The organism is Thioclava sp. DLFJ5-1 (genome assembly GCF_002020115.1).
Taxonomy (GTDB): domain Bacteria; phylum Pseudomonadota; class Alphaproteobacteria; order Rhodobacterales; family Rhodobacteraceae; genus Thioclava; species Thioclava sediminum.
In genome coordinates, this window is the sequence record NZ_MPZU01000002.1 from 164,721 (window position 1) to 182,714 (window position 17,994).

The window sequence follows — 17,994 nt, forward strand, 5'->3', positions numbered from 1 at the left end:
CCCTTACCGGTAGGTGACTTTTTTGACCGCATCGACGACCTCGTCCGAGGTCACGAGCGCCATTTTCTCGAGGTTGGCCGCGTAGGGCATGGGCACGTCCTTGCCGGTGCAGTTGATCACCGGCGCGTCGAGCCAGTCGAAGGCGCGCTCCATGATCACGGCCGACAGGTGGTTGCCGAAGCTTGCCACGGGGAAGCCTTCCTCGACGGTCACGCAGCGGTTGGTCTTGCGCACCGAGGCGAGCACCGTGTCGTAATCCACCGGGCGCAGGGTGCGCAGGTCGATCACTTCCGCGTCGATGCCCTCTTTCTCGAGCTTGTCGGCGGCTTCCAGAGCGTGGCTCATGCCGATGCCCCAGCTGACGATGGTGACATCCGACCCTTCGCGCCAGATCTTCGCCTTGCCGAAGGGGATGGTGAAGTCCTCCAGATCCGGCACCTCGAACGAACGCCCGTAAAGGATCTCGTTTTCGAGGAAGATCACCGGGTTCGGGTCGCGGATCGCCGATTTCAGCAGGCCTTTAGCATCGGCTGCCGAATAGGGCTGCACCACTTTCAGACCCGGAACATGGGCATACCATGCGCCGTAATCTTGGCTGTGCTGGGCCGCCACACGGGCTGCTGCACCGTTCGGACCGCGGAACACCATCGGCGCGCCCATCTGGCCGCCCGACATGTAGAGCGTCTTCGCGGCCGAGTTGATGATCTGGTCCATCGCCTGCATGGCGAAGTTGAAGGTCATGAATTCGACGATCGGGCGCAGGCCACCGAAGGCCGCACCGACGCCGAGACCGGCAAAACCATGCTCGGTGATCGGGGTGTCGATCACGCGGCGGTCGCCGAACTCGTCCAAGAGCCCTTGCGTGACCTTGTAGGCGCCCTGGTATTCGGCGACTTCCTCGCCCATCACGAACACGCTGTCGTCGGAGCGCATCTCTTCGGCCATCGCGTCGCGCAGCGCCTCGCGGACGGTCTGCGTCTTCATCGGCGTGCCTTCGGGCCAATCCGGCGTGGTGTCGGGCTTGGGCATGTCGTCGTCCGAGGATTTCGCCTGAGCGGGAGCCTTCGCGGGCTCGCCTTCGTCGTCGCTTTCGGCGGCGTCCGACCCGGTATCGGGCGCTTCGGCCTCTTCGGCGGCGGAGGCGTCTTCGCCTTCTTCCAGCATCACCGCGATCGGGTCGTTGACCTTCACGCCGGAGGTGCCTTCGGCGACGAGGATTTTGCCCAGCGTGCCTTCGTCGACCGCTTCGAATTCCATCGTGGCCTTGTCGGTCTCGATCTCGGCGATGATGTCACCGGCCGAAATCTCGTCACCCTCTTTCTTGAGCCATTTCGCCAGCGTGCCCTCTTCCATCGTGGGCGAGAGCGCGGGCATCAGAATCTTGGTTGCCATCTGTCTTTCCCCCCTCAGGCGTTCTGCGGCGCGACATCGGTATAGATGTCGGTGTAAAGTTCATCCGCGGAGGGCTCGGGGCTCTCCTTGGCGAAATCGGCGGCGCCGTTGACGATCGCCTTGATATCCTTGTCGACCTGCTTGAGCTCGTCCTCGGTCGCGTGCTTGCCGGTCAGCAGAAGCTGGCGGATATGCTCGATCGCGTCGCGCTCTTCGCGCATCTTCTGCACCTCTTCGCGGGTCCGGTATTTCGCCGGGTCCGACATCGAGTGGCCGCGATAGCGATAGGTCTTGATCTCGAGGATGTAGGGGCCCTTGCCCGAGCGGCAGTGCGCGACGGCCTTCTCGCCGGCCTGCTTCACCGCCAGCACGTCCATCCCGTCGACTTCTTCGCCCGCGATGCCATAGGCGATGCCGCGCTCGTAGAAGTCGGGCGACTTGGTCGCGCGCTTCACGCTGGTGCCCATGGCGTATTGGTTGTTCTCGATCACGAAGACGACCGGAAGATCCCAAAGCTGCGCCATGTTGTAGGTCTCTGCGACCTGACCCTGGTTCGCCGCACCATCGCCGAAATAGGTGAAGGTGACGTTGTCGTTGCCCTTGTACTTATCCGCGAAGGCGAGGCCCGCGCCGATCGGCACCTGCGCCGCGACGATGCCGTGGCCGCCGTAGAAATGCTTCTCTTTCGAGAACATGTGCATCGAGCCGCCTTTGCCCTTCGAGTAGCCGCCGTCGCGGCCCGTGAGCTCGGCCATCACGCCTTTCGGGTCCATCCCGCACGCGAGCATGTGTCCGTGGTCGCGATAGGAGGTGACGCGCTTGTCGCCTTCCTTCGCCGCAGCCTCGAGGCCGACGACCACCGCTTCCTGCCCGATATAGAGGTGGCAGAAGCCGCCGATCAGACCCATGCCGTAAAGCTGACCCGCCTTCTCTTCGAAGCGCCGGATCAGCAGCATGTCATGGTAATATTGCTTGAGTTCCTCGGCCGAGACATTCGCGCCCGCTTTGGCGCCGCTCGCCGAGCCTTTCCGTGCTGCCATTGGTCAGACCTCCCTTGGCCGGAATAGTTTAGCGTTAAACCATTCCTTACAACAATGCCGGGCCGAAGGCAATGACCCTGCGGTATCGCAGGGCAGGAATGGCGCTCACGTTTCAACTAGGGCCGGTGAGGCGGTTTTCGAGCGATGTTTGTGCCGCGAAAATGGGCAGACCTGTAAGGCTCTCAGCGGATCACGATCTCGTCCGAGCGCATCGCGCCCAGCACTTCGCGCGCCCGGCTGTCGAGGAGGTCCAGATCGAGGTAATCGTCGGAGAGGCGATGGGTCAGGTTGGCCATCCGGTCGACCTTGGCGCGCAGGGCATCACGCTCGGCGCGCTTGGCGTCGATCTCCGCTTCGATCTGCACGCGGCTGAGAATCCCGTAACGCCCCTGCACGGCGGCAAAGGCGAAATAGGCGCCCAGCACCACCGCTACGGTCACGAAAATCAGAGGCCCGATCGTGGGGCGTCTCATCACCATTGTCCTGCCTCGCTTCTTCGCTGGTCGCGTGCCTGTCCCCCAGACCCGCGCCACGGCCTCTGACGGGCCCTGTGTCTCGAATCATGTCACATGTGATTCGTCATTGGAATCCCCCGGATGATCAATTCTGCAAAGATTTCGCATGCCGTTGCGCACTGTGTTGCGCATTCAGCGGTCCGCCTCGCACGCGTGGCCCCGCATGCGCGCAGACTTGCCCCCGCGCGCGCATCTGGCTAGGCAGGTTTCGCAGCAGGAAAGGCGCGTATGTGAGCATCTCCGGGTTCATCAAGGCGGTCGGGTCGAAGAAGATGCGTCTCTTCGGCATCACCGCGCCGCCCGCAGCCGAAGGGCGCGAGGGGCTGGCCCTCGTCGCCATCGTGAAGAACGTGGGCGACTACATTCTCGAATGGCTGGAATTTCATACGGCGGCCGGGGCGCGCCACGTCTTTCTCTATGACAATGGATGCGCTGACGACACGCTGGCCAGGATCGCGGCGTCGCCCTTCGCGCCGTCCGTGACGGTCACGCCCTGGCGCATGGCGGGTTATGATCCGGCAACGCAGCGCCGCATCTCGCAGCAGGTCGGGGCCTATGCCCATGCGGTGACGACCTTCGGCGCCGATTTCGAGCGCATGGCCTTCATCGATATCGACGAATTCCTCGTCCCCGATCCCGGGCTGAGCCTGATGGACGCGATCACGCAGCATGGCGATCACTCGAACATCTCGCTGCCCTGGCACATGTTCGGCCATGCGGGCCATGAGACGCGCCCCGACGGCTGGGTGACGCGCGCCTTCACCGATCGCGCGCCGGTTCCCTACGCCCGCGACAGCGATCTTCTGCGCTTCAAATGTATCGTCGATCCGTCCCGCGTCTCCGCGGTGGGCGTGCATAGTTTCGAGACCGTGGATATGGGCGACCGCACCGCCAACGCGGCGGGGCAGGTGGTGTCGAACCGCGCCCGCAAGCAGGAGAGTTTCTTCACCTCCAGCCCGCTGCAGCTGAACCACTACTATCTGCTGTCGAAAGCCGAGCTGGAAACCAAACTCGCGCGCGGCCCGATCAATTTCGGCGGCGCCGAAGGGTATCGCAAACGCGTGCTAGAAAAAGTGGCCGAGATCGAACGCGCGCCGGTCGAGGATCGCAAGGCGGTGGCGTATTATGACGCGCTCTCAGCCCAGCGGGGCGGCGCGGGTAATAATTTCGGTTAACTGCCGCGCGAGGGCGGCCGGCTCGACCGCCGCGCGCATCGCCTCCATCCGGTCCAGCGCGTCACGCCAGAGCGGTCCGCCGTAGCTGTCCCGTGCCAGCCGGAACGTCTTGGTGATGCTCTCGGGCGTCGGGTCGGTCAGAAACGGATAATCCGCACCGAGCATTTCCACCGCATCGTCGACATCGCGATTGACGAGGATATTCGCGTTGCAGGCCGCGGCGGTGAAGCCCTTCGTAAACGGTTTGTAGCCGCGATTGACGCCATGCGCGGTCTGGCTCTCGGGGCGCACCCCATAATGCAGCGCGAAGCTCCCGATCCGGGGCAGGGCGCGTTCGAAATCCTCGACGACCGAGATATCGACCGTTTCAACCTCGGCGCGGATCGCCTCGGGGATCATCGCATTGTCCGGTCGCCCGATATAGCCGCAGGAGAAACCGGACCGCTCGGGCAGCGGCAGCGCCTGCAGGCGTGGGTCGAAATGGTGATGCAGCAGCTCGACCGGGCAGGACAGTCCCTTGTCGGCGCAAAGGTCTCGCAGCGCCTGTTGGCCGCGCAGTGAGGCCGCAATCAGCAGGTCGAACAATTCGGGCCGCACATGGCGCAGCTTCATGTCGACCACATCCTGCGCGACGGTGATCCCGCGTTTGCGCAGCGGGGCCAGATGCGCGCGCGTCAGGTGTTTCGCGGCCGATTTCACGAAGATACACAGCGCGCCGCGCGGAATGCTGCGCGCCACTGCGCGCATCGCAATCGGCGGCATCACGAGCGCATGGAACGGATGTACAAACAGAGTGATCCCCGGATCCAGATGGGGTCTCAGCAATTCGACTAGCTGCTCGGCCCGCATATAGGCCGACCCACGCTGCGCGAGCGGCCGCGCCATGCGACGAAACAGAACGACATGTCGTTGCACGGAGCCTGCACCTTTCCTGTCTGGGATGTTCAGCTTTAGCGTGTCCCGGCGCGACGCCGCAAGGTCGTGTGCGATGCAAAAAGCGGGCCGCCTCCCGACGCCCCGCTTCGGCTTGGTTCAAATATCCCGGGGGAACTCCCGCAGGGAGTGGGGGCAGAGCCCCCTGATCGGTTAACCGACCTTACCCCGCCACCGAGGCTGCGTGGATCGAGGTGATCGCCTCTTCCAGCATCGCGTTGAACTCCGCGTCCGACTGCTGGGCCGAGAGGCCCTCCGTCAGCGCACGCGAGAAGGACGCGATCATCCCGGTGTTCTTGGCCAGCTTCTCGTTCGCCTCGTCGCGCGAATAGCCGCCCGAGAGCGCCACGACCTTCAGCACCTTCGGGTGATCGACCAGCGGCTTGTAGCGGTTCGGCTCGGTCGGCAGCGAAAGCTTCAGCATCACCTGCTTGCCCTCGGGCACCGTGTCGAGATGGCTGAGGATCTCGGCCAGCAGCATCTGCTCGGCCTCGTCCTTGTCAGCAATCGAGATCGTCACTTCCGGCTCGAGGATCGGCACCAGACCGTGGCTCAGCACCTGCATCCCCAGCTCGAACTGCTGATCGACGATCGCCTTGATGCCGCCGACATTGGCCGCCGAGATCACCGACCGCTCCTTGGTGCCGAAGATGCCCGCCTTGACCGCGCGCGACAGCAGATCGTCGAGGCCTGGGATCGGCTTCATAAGCTGCACGCCGTTCTCTTCGGCCTCCAGCCCCTTGTCGATTTTCAGGAAGGGCACCACGCCGCGCTTTTCCCAGAGGTAAGTGGCGGTGGGCGTGCCATCGATCTCGCGATCCATCGTCTCCTCGAACAGGATCGCGCCGACCACTTTCTCGCCGGTGAAGGCGGGGGATTTGATGATCCGCGCGCGCATCTGGTGGATCAGGTCGAACATTTCCTCTTCGCCGTTATAGGCGTCTTCCTCGATCCCGTAGAGCCGCAGCGCCTTGGGGGTGGAGCCGCCCGATTGGTCGAGGGCTGCGATGAAGCCGTTGCCCTCGCGCATCTGCTCGGTCTGCTTGGCGTTGGACATGGAAATTCCTCCTGCGGGATATGGTGTTGTCAGAAGGGATAGTTTCCGCGCCGGGGCGATGCAACGCTGGTGACGCTAACATCGCGAAATGGCGTGAATTTTGGCGTGACCTCGCCGCTACGCGCCGTCCTGCGCCGCGAAAAGACGCGCAAATGAAAAGGGCCGGGGCGCTCTCGCAGCCCCGGCCCGATCGGTCTCTGCGCCCTGTCACAGGGCGCGAAGTTCAGCTTTGCTGGTCGAGCGCGGCCACGCCCGGCAGGACCTTGCCTTCCATCCATTCGAGGAAAGCACCGCCCGCGGTCGAGATATAGGAGAAGTCCTTCGCCGCATCGGCCTTGTTGAGCGCCGCGACCGTATCGCCGCCACCTGCGACCGAGATCAGCTTCTCGTCGCGGGTCAGTTCGGCCGCTTTTGCCGCCGCCGCATTGGTCGCCGCATCGAAGGGCGCGATCTCGAACGCGCCGAGCGGGCCGTTCCAGATCAGCGTGCGCGAGTTCTCGAAGACCTTCGTGATTTCCTCAACGGATTTCGGACCAGCGTCGAGGATCATCGCATCCGCCGGGCAGGCGTCATTGGCCACGGTCTCGTTCTCGGCGCCCGCCTTGAACTCGCGCGCCACGACCACGTCGACGGGCAGGTGGATCTTGCAGCCCGCATCCTTGGCCTTCTCCATGATCTCTTTCGCCGTGCCCGCCATGTCGCGCTCGGCCAGCGATTTGCCGACATCGATGCCCTGCGCCACGAGGAAGGTGTTCGCCATGCCGCCGCCGATGATCAGGTGATCGACCTTGGCCACCAGATTGCCCAGCAGGTCGAGCTTGGTCGAGACCTTCGCGCCGCCCACGACCGCCGTCACCGGGCGCTCGGGGTCGCCAAGGGCCGCCTCGAGCGCCTTCAGCTCGGCTTCCATCAGGCGGCCGGCGGCTGCGGGCAGGATCTTCGCAATGCCTTCGGTCGACGCGTGCGCGCGGTGCGCAGCCGAGAAGGCGTCGTTGACATAGACCTCGCCAAGCGCGCCCATCTCGGCGGCCAGCATCGGATCGTTCTTCTCTTCGCCGGCGTGGAAGCGGGTGTTCTCCAGCAGCAGAACCTCGCCTTTCTGCAGCGCGCCCACGGCTTCCTTGGCGGGGCCGCCGACGCAGTCCTTGGCGAATTTCACCGGGAAGCCGAAGGCCTTCTCCAGCGCGGGCACCAGCGGCTCGAGGCTCATCTCGGGCACGACCTGACCCTTGGGGCGACCGAAATGCGCCAGCAGCACCGGCTTGCCGCCCTTCGACATGATGTCCTGCACGGTCGGCACGATCTTCTCGATGCGCGTCGCGTCGGTCACTTTTCCGTTCTCCACGGGCACGTTGATATCCACGCGCACCAGCACGACCTTGCCGTCCAGATCGACCTCGTCGAGGGTTTTCCAAGCCATGAAATCACTCTCCCTATCTGCGCAGGGGACCATCGTGAATGTGGCCCGCTCCCGCGGCTTGCATTCTTCATGCCTGCGGCGATGGGTCGCGTCAACACGGCTGACCGAACTGCGGCGCTTTGTCCTTGCCGCGCAAGGGTCTCGCTCCTATGGTCAGCCCAAATTTTCAACGGAGGACCCAATGGCCGATATCAAGGATCCCGAGAACACGATCATCATCGAGCTCAAGGACGGGCCGGTCGTGATCGAGCTTCTCAGCGACGTCGCCCCGAAACATGCCGAGCGCATGAAGCAACTCGCCCGCGACGGCGCCTATGACAACGTGGCCTTCCACCGCGTGATCGAGGGCTTCATGGCCCAGACCGGCGATGTCGCGAACGCGAATATGGAAAAGGACTACAATCCGGGCCGCGCGGGCACGGGCGGCTCGCAATATCCCGACCTTCCGGCGGAATTCTCGAAGCTGCCGCATGATCGCGGGACGCTCGGGGCTGCGCGCTCGCAGAACCCGAATTCGGCCAACTCGCAGTTCTTCATCAACTTCAAGGACAACCATTTCCTCAACGGTCAATACACGGTCTATGGCCGCGTGATCTCCGGGATGGAGAATGTCGACAAGATCGCGCGCGGCGAGCCGCCGCAGAACCCCGACCGGATGATCTCGGTGAAGGTGGCCGCCGATGCGTAATATCCTGCGCCGCACCGTTCTCGCCGCCGCCGCAAGCCTCGTCGTCGCAGCCCCCGCTGCTTTCGCACAAGACAGCTCGGGCGTGGCCGATACCGGCGGGCCGAAGCTCGTCCTGCAAATCGGCGGTCAGACCGAAGGCAAGGTCGTGATCGACCTGCTCACCGACAAGGCCCCGAAATCCGCCGAACGCCTGATGACGCTCGCCAAGGAAGGCAAATACGACGATGTCGTCTTCCACCGCGTGATCGACGGCTTCATGGCCCAGACGGGCGATGTGCAGTTCGGCAAGAAGGGCGGAGATACGTCGATGGCCGGTATGGGCGGCTCCGATCTGCCCGACCTTCCGGCGGAGTTTTCGAACATCTCCTTCCAGCGCGGCATCGTGGGCATGGCCCGCTCGGCCGATCCGAACTCGGCCAATTCGCAGTTCTTCATCATGTTCGCCCCCGCGCCCCATCTCGACGGGCAATATACCGTCGTGGGCCATGTCGTGAGCGGCATGGATGTGGTCGACAAGATCAAGAAGGGCGACGCCGCGCGCAACGGCGTGGTCGACGACCCCGATTACATCGTCAAGGCGACGGTGGAAGACAAGTAAACCGGGCAAGGGGGCTTCGGCCCCCTTTCTCTTGCGCAGGCTTCCACTTTCGGCTTGGCCCAAATATCCCGGGGGGGCTTCGCGTCAGCGAAGCGGGGGCAGAGCCCCCTGCGCGTGTTACAGCCGCGCGATCCGCTCTGTCAGGAGCGTGTAGAACCCGTCCGCATCCAGATCGCCCATGAACATCGCATTCGGCGCCCGGTCGGTCACGCGCCACCAGTCGGCGACGGTCATGCCCATGGTCAGCTCCGATGTGGTCTCGATCTCGACATTGATATGCCGCCCCGTGAACAGGTCGGGCTTGAGCAGATAGGCGATCACGCAGGGATCGTGCAGCGGCGCGCCCTCGGAGCCGTATTTCGCCATGTCGAAGCGCTCGAAGAAATCGGTCCAGCTCGCGACCGCGTGGCCGACGCGGGTGCCGAGATTGCGGAACGCCTCGATGCGGGCGCGGGTGGTGAGCGCCTTATGCGTCACGTCGAGCGGCATCACCACCAGCGGCACGCCCGATTTGAATACGATCTCGGCGGCCTGCGGATCGACATGGATGTTGAATTCGGCGGCGGGCGTGGTGTTACCCACCTCGAAATAGGCGCCGCCCATCAGCACGATCTCGGCGATCTTCTCGGCGATGTCGGGGGCGCGTTGGAGCGCGGTCGCGATATTAGTGAGCGGGCCCAGCGGGCAGAGCGTGATGCTGCCGGCGCGATGGGCGCGCAGCGTCTCGATCAGGAAGTCGACCGCGTGTTGGTCCTGCAGCGGCATCTGAGGCTCGGGCAGTTCGATCCCGTCGAGCCCGGTCTTGCCGTGGACATATTCCGCCGTGACCAGGTCTCGCGCGAGCGGCCGGTCGCAGCCCGCATAGACCGGCACATCCGTCCGCCCGGCCAATTCGCAGACCACGCGCGCGTTCTTGGACGTCAGCGGCAGCGGCACGTTCCCGGCGACACAGGTGATCCCCAGAACTTCGAGGTCGGGGCTGGCCAGCGCCAGCAGGATCGCCACCGCGTCATCCTGTCCGGGATCGGTATCGATGATGATCTTGCGCGCCATTTTCGCCTCCTTCGCGGGTCCGGCGCGACCTTGGCGTGGTGTCGCGGCGATGTCCAGATATGGGGAGGGGTGACCCTCGGGCACACCAAATCGACATTACCTATGCGTGTGTTCGCCGCGAAGCTTTCCTGCGAGCGGCCACATTTGGCCACATTCGGTCTCTAGACCACTATCTGCAGGGAAGGACACCCAGACATGAACCAGCATCACATCTTCATCGCAGCGCCCGCTTCGGGTGGAATGAGTGGCCAGATGGCACGCACGCTTGGCTGTGGGCAGGACGCTTTGGCTCGCGCAGGCTATGGTCCGGCGGTGATCGGGGCTGCGGCTGGCGGACGTGTCCATCTCGATTCGCAATTGATCGGCGATGCGGCGGCGGGGCTCTATCACCTTTTCGCCCGGGCTCAGGAACGGGCCGAGCGGTTCCGCGAGGCGCTGAGCGGTTCGGTCGGGCGCGTGGTGCTCTACGCACCGAGCTATGAAGACTATTACCCGGCGCTCTGGCGTGATCTCGCCGCGCGCCGTCCGCTCAAGCCCTTCGCAGAGTTGACGCCGCGCCTGATGGCGCGTCCGCGCCGCTGGGTGAACGTGGTGCGCGATCTGAAAGCCGGTCTCAACCCGCGCGAAATCATCGTGTTGCCGCATGGCTCGAAGATCGGCGAGGCGATGGCCGCGCTGGTGCCGGGCGCCTCGCTCGATCCCGCGCCCGATGCTGAGACCGCCCATGCCGATACGGTGATCGCGATGATGCAGCGCCTGCACCATTCGGGCGTCGTGATCGGGCCGAAACAGAAACGCCGTCTGGCGCGGTTCCATCACCAGCAGCCGCAAGGCACGCCGATCGCCGAGTTCGATCCGCTCGACCGGGCCTCGCTGCAGCGTCGCTACGAGCAGGATCTGGAACAGATGGCCGCTATCGACGGCGTGCGCATCGGCCCCGACGAGGCGCTGCAGATCGCGGCCCAGTAACCGCTGCGGTTGCGCTCCAATTCCGGACAATGAGAAAAGCGGCGCCCGCTGGACGCCGCTTTCTGTGTTTTTGATGCGGGAGCGCGATCAGCCGTCGAGATCGACCTCGTCGATCAGCTTCAGCGCGGTCGGGCGCAGCTCGGCCAGTTTCGCGAGGTCCAGCGTGTCCGGCGTGAATTCGCCCCAGCTTTGCACCAGTTCGGAGCGCGCAACGCCCGGCTTGATCGGGAATTCGTGGTTGGTCTGGGCGTAGATTTCCTGCGCCTCATCCGAGACGAGGAATTCCATCAGCTTGAGCGCGTCCTCGCGGTTCGGCGCGGATTTGGTCATCGCCATGCCCGAGACGTTCATATGGGTGCCGCCTTCCTCGAAAACCGGGAAGGTGATGCGCACGGAATTGGCCCATTGCGCCTGCTCGGGATCGGCGAGCATCTGACCCATGTAATAGGTGTTGCCCAGCGAGATGTCGCATTCGCCCGCCCAGATCGACTTCACCTGGCTGCGGTCGTTGCCCTCGGGCGTCTTGGCGAGGTTCGCTTTCAGACCTTCGAGCCATTCCTTGGTCGCCTCTTCGCCGTGATGGGCGAGATAGGCCGAGGTCAGCGCGACGTTGTAATCCGAGGTGAAGGAGCGGGTGCAGATGCGGCCCTTCCATTTGTCGGAGGCGAGGTCTTCATAGGTCGTCACCTCGCCATCGGCCACGCGCTCTTTCGAGGCATAGACGATGCGGGCGCGCGAGGTCAGACCGAACCAGTGGTTCTCCGGGTCGCGGAATTCGGCGGGGATCGCGTCTTGCAGCGCCGGGTCCTCGACCGCCTGCGTCACGTCCGCATTCACCACTTCGCTCAGCCGCGCGATGTCGACGGTCAGCACCAGATCGGCGGGGGAGCGGTCGCCCTCGGCTTTCAGGCGCTCGACCATGCCTTTCTCGACATAGGCGATGTTCACCGCGATCCCGGTCTCTTCGGTGAAGGCGTCGAGCACGGGCTGGATCAGTTCGGGCTGACGGTGGGAGTAGATGTTCACATCCGCAAGCGTCGGCGTGGCGAGGGCCGTGCCCATCAGGGCGAGGGCGAGGGTCCGGGTCATTGAAGTCTCCATTCGCGTTTTCGTGAGCGAAGAGGTAGCGGTCGCTCACGAACGCGTCAATGCCTGAGTGAATTGATCGGAAATATTTTGCCGCTGCCTGCCTGCCCGCTTTTTGGGCGTTCGATTGACCAATGGGCAGGGGCAGGGCGCATTTTTTGAAATTGCGGCTTTTACCGGAGCGCCGCCTCCGTCATCGTGAAATCGCGAAGACTTATTGCGGGAGCGAGACTTATGGCGATCCATGCCAGTATCTATCACCTGACCCATTACACCTATGACCGCCCCGTGACACTCGGCCCGCAGATCATTCGCCTGCGGCCTGCGCCGCATTCGCGCACCCGCGTGATCTCGCATTCGCTCAAGGTCTCGCCCGGCGGGCATTTCGTGAATCACCAGCAGGACCCCTACGGCAACTGGCTCGCGCGCTTCGTCTTTCCCGAGCCGGTGACCGAGCTGAAGATCGAGGTGGACCTGACGGCGGACATGACCGTCTACAACCCGTTCGATTTCTTCACCGAGGAATTCGCCGAGGAATGGCCCTTCGACTATCCCGAGGAGTTGCGCGACGACCTGTCGATCTACCGCACCCCAGAGCCGGAAGGCCCGCTGTTGGCGCAGTTCATCGGCGAGATCGACTACACGATCAAAGGGACGGTCAATTTCCTCGTCGCGCTGAATGCGCATGTCTCCAAGGTGGTCGATTACACGATCCGCATGGACCCCGGCGTGCAGACGCCCGAGGAGACCTTGCAGAAACGCTCTGGCTCGTGCCGGGACAGCTCGTGGCTCTTGGTGCAGGTGCTGCGGCATCTGGGGTTCGCGGCGCGGTTCGTGTCGGGCTACCTGATCCAGTTGAAGCCCGATCTGGAGGCGCTCGACGGGCCATCGGGCACCGATCACGACTTCACCGACCTGCACGCGTGGTGCGAGGTCTTCATCCCCGGCGCGGGCTGGATCGGTCTGGACCCGACGTCCGGATTGCTGACCGGCGAGAGCCATATCCCGCTGGCCGCGACACCCCATTTCCGCAATGCCGCGCCGATCTCGGGGGGCTTTTCCTCGGTCGGCAGCCCGGAGGTGAGTTTCGCCTTCGACATGACGGTGGACCGGGTGGCCGAACATCCGCGCATCACCAAGCCGTTTTCCGACGAGGCCTGGGACCGGCTCAATGCGCTGGGGCGCAAGGTGGATGAGAGCTTGAAAGCGGGCGATGTGCGCCTGACGATGGGGGGCGAGCCGACCTTCGTCTCCATCGACGATTTCGAGAGCGACGAATGGAACACCGCCGCCGTGGGGCCGCAAAAGCGTGCGCTGGCCGATGAGCTGATCCGGCGGCTGCGGGATCGCTTCGCGCCGGGGGGCTTTCTGCATTACGGGCAGGGCAAATGGTATCCGGGCGAGAGCCTGCCGCGCTGGACCTTCTCGCTCTACTGGCGGCGCGACGGCAAGCCGATTTGGCGCGACGAGGATCTGATCGCCAAGGAGGGCGACAAGACCGGCGCGGGGCCGGAAGAGGCGGGTACGCTGATGCGCGGCATTGCCGAGCATCTGGGGATCGAGCCCGATCACGCCCAGCCCGCCTATGAAGACCCGGCCGAATGGATGCTGAAAGAGGGCAATCTGCCGGAGAATGTCACGCCCGAGGACAGCAAGCTGAAGAACCCCGAGGATCGCGCGCGTTTCGCGCGGGTCTTCAATCGCGGGCTGGAGACGCCCACGGGTTACATCCTGCCGGTGCAGCGTTGGCAGGCCAAGGCGCAGCCCGGCCATCGCTGGCGCTCGGAGAAGTGGAAGACCCGGCGCGGCAAGCTGTTCCTGATCCCGGGTGACAGCCCTGCGGGGTTCCGTCTGCCGCTGGGCGCGCTGCCCTATGTGCCACCCGCGCAATACCCCTATCACTACGTCACCGACACCTCGCTGCCCAAAGGCGATTTGCCCGACTTCCATGCCGAGATGGAAAAGGCCGCCGAGAAGGGGCTGGTCGACAAGCCCACGGAGGAACACAGCCAACCCGTCTCCGAGGCGCAATCGGCCGAGCCGGGGCAGCGGATCGTCGAGCAGGATCTTGATACCATCGACGGCGTCGTGCGCACCGCGATCTCGGTCGAACCGCGCGATGGGCGGCTCTGCGTCTTCATGCCGCCGACCGAGGATCTGGAGGATTACCTCGAACTGATCGCCGCCGCCGAGGAAAGCGCCAAGGCGATGGGACTGCCGATCCATATCGAGGGCTACGCGCCGCCGCACGATCCGCGCCTCAACGTGATCCGGGTCGCGCCCGATCCCGGCGTGATCGAGGTGAATATCCATCCCGCCCATAGCTGGGAGGATTGCGTCGCCACCACCGAGGCGATCTATGAAGAGGCCCGCCAGTCGCGGCTGGGCGCCGACAAGTTCATGATCGACGGGCGGCATACCGGAACAGGGGGCGGCAATCATGTGGTTGTCGGGGGAGAGACGCTGCTCGACAGCCCCTTCCTGCGTCGCCCCGATCTGCTGAAGTCGCTGATCCTGATCTGGCAGCGGCATCCCTCGCTGTCCTACCTGTTCTCGGGCCTCTTCATCGGCCCGACAAGTCAAGCCCCACGCATCGACGAGGCGCGGCACGATACGCTCTATGAGCTGGAAATCGCACTGAGCCAGATCCACCCGCCCGAGGCTGGCAATGTGCCGCCGCCGTGGCTGGTGGACCGGCTGCTGCGCAACATGCTGACCGACGTCACGGGCAATACCCACCGGGCGGAGATCTGCATCGACAAGATGTATTCGCCTGATGGGCCGACCGGTCGCCTTGGCCTCGTCGAGTTCCGCGGCTTCGAGATGCCGCCGGACCCGCGCATGTCGCTCGCGCAACAACTGCTGCTGCGCGCCATCATCGCGCGGTGCTGGAATGCGCCGATAGAGGGGCGTCCGGTGCGCTGGGGGACGGTGCTGCATGACCGCTTCATGCTGCCGCATTACCTTTGGGAGGATTTCACCGATCTTCTCGCCGATCTGCGCCGCCACGGTTTCGATCTCGATCCGCAATGGTTCGAGGCGCAATCGGAGTTCCGTTTCCCCTTCTGCGGTCAGATCGAGGCGGAAGGCGTGCATCTCGAGATCCGTCAGGCGCTGGAGCCGTGGCATGTGCTGGGAGAGACCGGCGCCATCGGCGGCACCGTGCGCTATACCGACAGCTCGGTCGAGCGTTTGCAGGTGAAGATGACCTCGCTCCATCAGGACCGCTACAAGGTGATGTGCAACCGGCGTCCCGTGCCGCTCGCTCGGACGCAGGAAAGCGGTGTCTCGGTCGCCGGGGTACGCTTCAAGGCGTGGCAACCTGCCGAGGCGCTGCATCCGACGCTGCCGGTCAATGCGCCGCTGACCTTCGACATCTATGACGACTGGACGGGTAGGGCGATCGGGGGCTGTGTCTATCACGTGGCCCATCCGGGGGGGCGCAACTACGATACCTTCCCGGTGAACGGCAACGAGGCGGAAGCCCGCCGATTGGCGCGCTTCGAGGGGCATGGTCATACACCGGGGGCCTATCGCCCGGAACCGGAGACCCCCCATCCGGAGTTCCCCCTGACGCTTGACCTGCGACGTCCTGTCGGGCTGAGTTGATCCGAGCCTAACGGAGACCCGATGCAGAGCCCCAATACGTCCGACGCTGCGAGCCCGCTCGAACAGCACCCGCTTCTGGCGGGCTATGCGCCCGTGCCGGGCGTGGCCGACGAGCTGTTCGAACGCTCCGGTGCGATGCGGCGCGTCTGGCGGCCCTTCGTGGAGAAGTTCCTGAAGCTCGAACCCGGGGAAATCCCGCAGCGCTTCGAGCGCGCCAACCAATACCTGCGCGATGCGGGCGTCTATTACCGGCAATATTCCAACGACGTGCTGGCCGAACGCGAATGGCCGCTGAGCCATATCCCCGTCATCCTGCATGAAAGCGAGTGGTCCGGGATCTGCGAGGGGCTGGCACAGCGCGCCGATCTGCTGGAGGCGGTGATGGCCGACCTCTACGGGCCGGGAAATCTCGTCTCGAACGGGCATCTGCCGCCGGAACTGATCGCGGGCAATAAGCACTGGATGCGCCCGATGGTGGGGGTGCAGCCCAAGGGGGGGAATTACCTGCATTTCCTCGCCTTCGAGATCGGGCGCTCGCCGGACGGGTCGTGGTTCGTGCTGGGGGATCGGACGCAGGCGCCCTCGGGGGCGGGTTTCGCGCTGGAGAACCGGATGGCCACGGGGCGCATCTTCCCCGAGAGCTTCCCGCGCGATCACATCCACAAGCTCGCGACTTTCTTCGGCGATTTCCGCGCCGCGCTAGAGACGCTTGCGGGGCGGGGCGAGGGCGATATGCGCCGCGCCGCGATCCTGACGCCGGGCCCGGCCAATGACAGCTACTATGAGCATACCTATATCGCGCGCTACCTCGGCCTGTCGCTTCTCGAAGGCGAGGATCTGCTGGTGCAGAATGGCGAGGCGATGGTGCGCACGATCGAGGGGCCGCAACCCTTGGGTGCGCTCTGGCGGCGGATGGATGCGGGCTTCGTCGATCCGCTGGAGATGGACCCCGACACCCAGATCGGCACGCCCGGCCTGATGGAGGCGGTGCGCGAGGGCAATCTCGCGATGGTCAATGCGCTGGGCGCAGGCGTGCTGGAGACACGCGCGCTGATGGCCTTCCTGCCGAAGATTTCGCGGGTGCTGACCGGGCAGCCGCTCGCCATGCCCAATATCGCGACATGGTGGTGCGGCGGCGCGTCAGAGCGTGCCCACGTCCGCGCCAATGCCGAGAACATGATGATCGGCCCCGCAATGGCGGTGAACCTGCCCTTCGATCTGGATGCAGCGACCGCGCTGGGCGGGCAGTTCCGCTCGGGCGCGGAGGCGCCGATCGCGGATTGGCTGGAGGCCGAGGGCCGGCATCTGGTGGGTCAGGAGGCGGTGACGCTGTCCACGACGCCCGCATGGCATGACGACGGGCAGGGCGGCGGCTCGGTCCGGCCCTGTCCGATGACGGTGCGGGTGTTCGCCGCGCGCACGCCGCAGGGCTGGCAGTTCATGAAGGGCGGCTATGCCCGGATCGGGCCGGAGGGCGATGCGACCGCTCTGTCGATGCAGCAGGGCGGGGCCGTGGCCGATGTCTGGATCGTCTCGGACAAGCCGGTGCCCTCGGCGAGCATGGCGCCGCGCCAGACCGGCACCTTCCGGCGCAAGATCCCCGGCACGCTGCCTGCACGCGCCGCCGACAACCTCTATTGGCTCGGCCGCTACATCGAGCGCTGCGAAGACTCGATCCGGGTGATCCGTGCCTATCACCTACGCCTCGCCGCGACAGGAAGCCCGGAAGACGAGCGGTTGGCTCGCCTGGCGCAGTTCCTCGGCGCGCACGGGTTCGATATCTCGCAACCCGTGCCGGATGCACTTTTGCAGCGGCTCGATGCGGCGCAGGCCTGTGCGTCGAAAGTGCGTGACCGCTTCTCGATCGATGGGTGGCTCGCGCTGAAGGACCTGTCGAAGACCGCCCGCGGGATGGTGAGCACCGCGCGCCCCGGCGACGATACGGCGCGCGCGATGGGGGTGCTTTTGCGCAAGATCACCGGCTTCTCCGGTCTCGTGCACGAGAACATGTATCGCTTCGAGGGCTGGCGCTTCCTGTCGATCGGACGGGCGCTCGAACGCGCCGACGGGATTGCCGCGCTGCTCATCCGTTTCACCGCCGAGGATGCGCCGGAAGGTGCGCTCGATCTGGCGGTGGAGGTGGCCGACAGCGTCATCACCCACCAGCGCCGCTACCGGGTGCGCACCAATCTGGAGACGGTGCTGGACCTGCTGGTGCTCGACGCCGCCAACCCGCGCGCAATTCTGTTTCATCTCAATCGGTTGAAGGGTCTTCTTGATGAGCTTCCCGAGGCTGAGGTGGCCGGGCGTCCGGGCGATCTGCTGCGCGCGCTGATGCCGTTGCGCACCCAGCTCTCGGTGATCGAACCCGAGGAGGTCACGCCCCAGATGTTGCAGCAGATCCGGTCGGATCTGTTCCGGCTCTCCGATCTCGTGTCGCAGAAATATCTGAGGTAATT

At 64.8% G+C, this 17,994-nt stretch carries 14 protein-coding genes; 6 read left to right on the top strand and 8 right to left on the bottom strand.

Annotation, left to right across the window (positions count from 1 at the left end):
- Positions 1-3: 3 nt before the first annotated feature.
- The 3 genes from BMI86_RS08120 to BMI86_RS08130 form a co-directional block, all read right to left on the bottom strand.
- A complete protein-coding gene (locus BMI86_RS08120; protein ID WP_078540614.1) occupies positions 4-1,392 on the bottom strand; it encodes a pyruvate dehydrogenase complex E1 component subunit beta in 1,389 nt (462 codons plus the stop codon).
- Between the two features lie 14 nt (positions 1,393-1,406).
- On the bottom strand, positions 1,407-2,432 hold the full coding sequence (gene pdhA, locus BMI86_RS08125) for a pyruvate dehydrogenase (acetyl-transferring) E1 component subunit alpha (RefSeq protein ID WP_078520888.1): 1,026 nt from the start codon (positions 2,430-2,432) through the stop codon (positions 1,407-1,409).
- Between the two features lie 182 nt (positions 2,433-2,614).
- A complete protein-coding gene (locus BMI86_RS08130) occupies positions 2,615-2,911 on the bottom strand; it encodes a septum formation initiator family protein (protein WP_152844401.1) in 297 nt (98 codons plus the stop codon).
- Positions 2,912-3,177: 266 nt separating this feature from the next.
- Here BMI86_RS08130 and BMI86_RS08135 point away from each other — a divergent pair, with 266 nt between their 5' ends.
- On the top strand, positions 3,178-4,122 hold the full coding sequence (locus BMI86_RS08135; protein ID WP_168173817.1) for a glycosyltransferase family 92 protein: 945 nt from the start codon (positions 3,178-3,180) through the stop codon (positions 4,120-4,122).
- Here BMI86_RS08135 and BMI86_RS08140 read toward each other — a convergent pair.
- From BMI86_RS08140 to BMI86_RS08150, 3 genes are all read right to left on the bottom strand, one after another.
- Positions 4,084-5,007, bottom strand: coding sequence for a hypothetical protein (locus BMI86_RS08140; RefSeq protein WP_078540616.1), 924 nt, complete (start codon positions 5,005-5,007; stop codon positions 4,084-4,086). The genes BMI86_RS08135 and BMI86_RS08140 overlap by 39 nt on opposite strands.
- A gap of 211 nt (positions 5,008-5,218) precedes the next feature.
- On the bottom strand, positions 5,219-6,112 hold the full coding sequence (locus tag BMI86_RS08145; protein WP_078540617.1) for a fructose bisphosphate aldolase: 894 nt from the start codon (positions 6,110-6,112) through the stop codon (positions 5,219-5,221).
- A gap of 223 nt (positions 6,113-6,335) precedes the next feature.
- Positions 6,336-7,532: a phosphoglycerate kinase gene (locus tag BMI86_RS08150; RefSeq protein WP_078540618.1), complete on the bottom strand. Its 1,197-nt coding sequence runs from the start codon at positions 7,530-7,532 to the stop codon at positions 6,336-6,338.
- A 181-nt stretch (positions 7,533-7,713) separates the two neighbouring features.
- Here BMI86_RS08150 and BMI86_RS08155 point away from each other — a divergent pair, with 181 nt between their 5' ends.
- Together BMI86_RS08155 and BMI86_RS08160 are read left to right on the top strand one after the other, a co-directional pair.
- Positions 7,714-8,220 (top strand): peptidylprolyl isomerase, encoded by a 507-nt coding sequence (locus BMI86_RS08155; RefSeq protein ID WP_078540619.1) that lies wholly within the window; start codon positions 7,714-7,716, stop codon positions 8,218-8,220.
- Positions 8,213-8,818 (top strand): peptidylprolyl isomerase, encoded by a 606-nt coding sequence (locus tag BMI86_RS08160; protein ID WP_078540620.1) that lies wholly within the window; start codon positions 8,213-8,215, stop codon positions 8,816-8,818. The genes BMI86_RS08155 and BMI86_RS08160 overlap by 8 nt, the downstream gene beginning before the upstream one ends.
- Before the next feature lie 117 nt (positions 8,819-8,935).
- On the opposite strand, the gene BMI86_RS08165 is transcribed toward BMI86_RS08160, so the two are convergent.
- Positions 8,936-9,871, bottom strand: a complete 936-nt coding sequence (locus tag BMI86_RS08165; RefSeq protein ID WP_078540621.1) for a nucleoside hydrolase — start codon at positions 9,869-9,871, stop codon at positions 8,936-8,938.
- A gap of 195 nt (positions 9,872-10,066) precedes the next feature.
- On the opposite strand from BMI86_RS08165, the gene BMI86_RS08170 reads away from it, so the two are divergent.
- Positions 10,067-10,840, top strand: coding sequence for a hypothetical protein (locus tag BMI86_RS08170; protein ID WP_078540622.1), 774 nt, complete (start codon positions 10,067-10,069; stop codon positions 10,838-10,840).
- Positions 10,841-10,927: 87 nt separating this feature from the next.
- Here the strand turns inward: BMI86_RS08170 and BMI86_RS08175 are convergent, their stop codons facing one another.
- Positions 10,928-11,929 (bottom strand): Fe(3+) ABC transporter substrate-binding protein, encoded by a 1,002-nt coding sequence (locus tag BMI86_RS08175; RefSeq protein ID WP_246831668.1) that lies wholly within the window; start codon positions 11,927-11,929, stop codon positions 10,928-10,930.
- Positions 11,930-12,160: 231 nt separating this feature from the next.
- Between BMI86_RS08175 and BMI86_RS08180 the strand changes: the two genes are divergently transcribed.
- On the top strand, positions 12,161-15,535 hold the full coding sequence (locus BMI86_RS08180) for a transglutaminase family protein (protein WP_078540624.1): 3,375 nt from the start codon (positions 12,161-12,163) through the stop codon (positions 15,533-15,535).
- A gap of 21 nt (positions 15,536-15,556) precedes the next feature.
- Positions 15,557-17,992: a circularly permuted type 2 ATP-grasp protein gene (locus tag BMI86_RS08185; RefSeq protein ID WP_078540625.1), complete on the top strand. Its 2,436-nt coding sequence runs from the start codon at positions 15,557-15,559 to the stop codon at positions 17,990-17,992.
- Positions 17,993-17,994 lie beyond the last annotated feature (2 nt).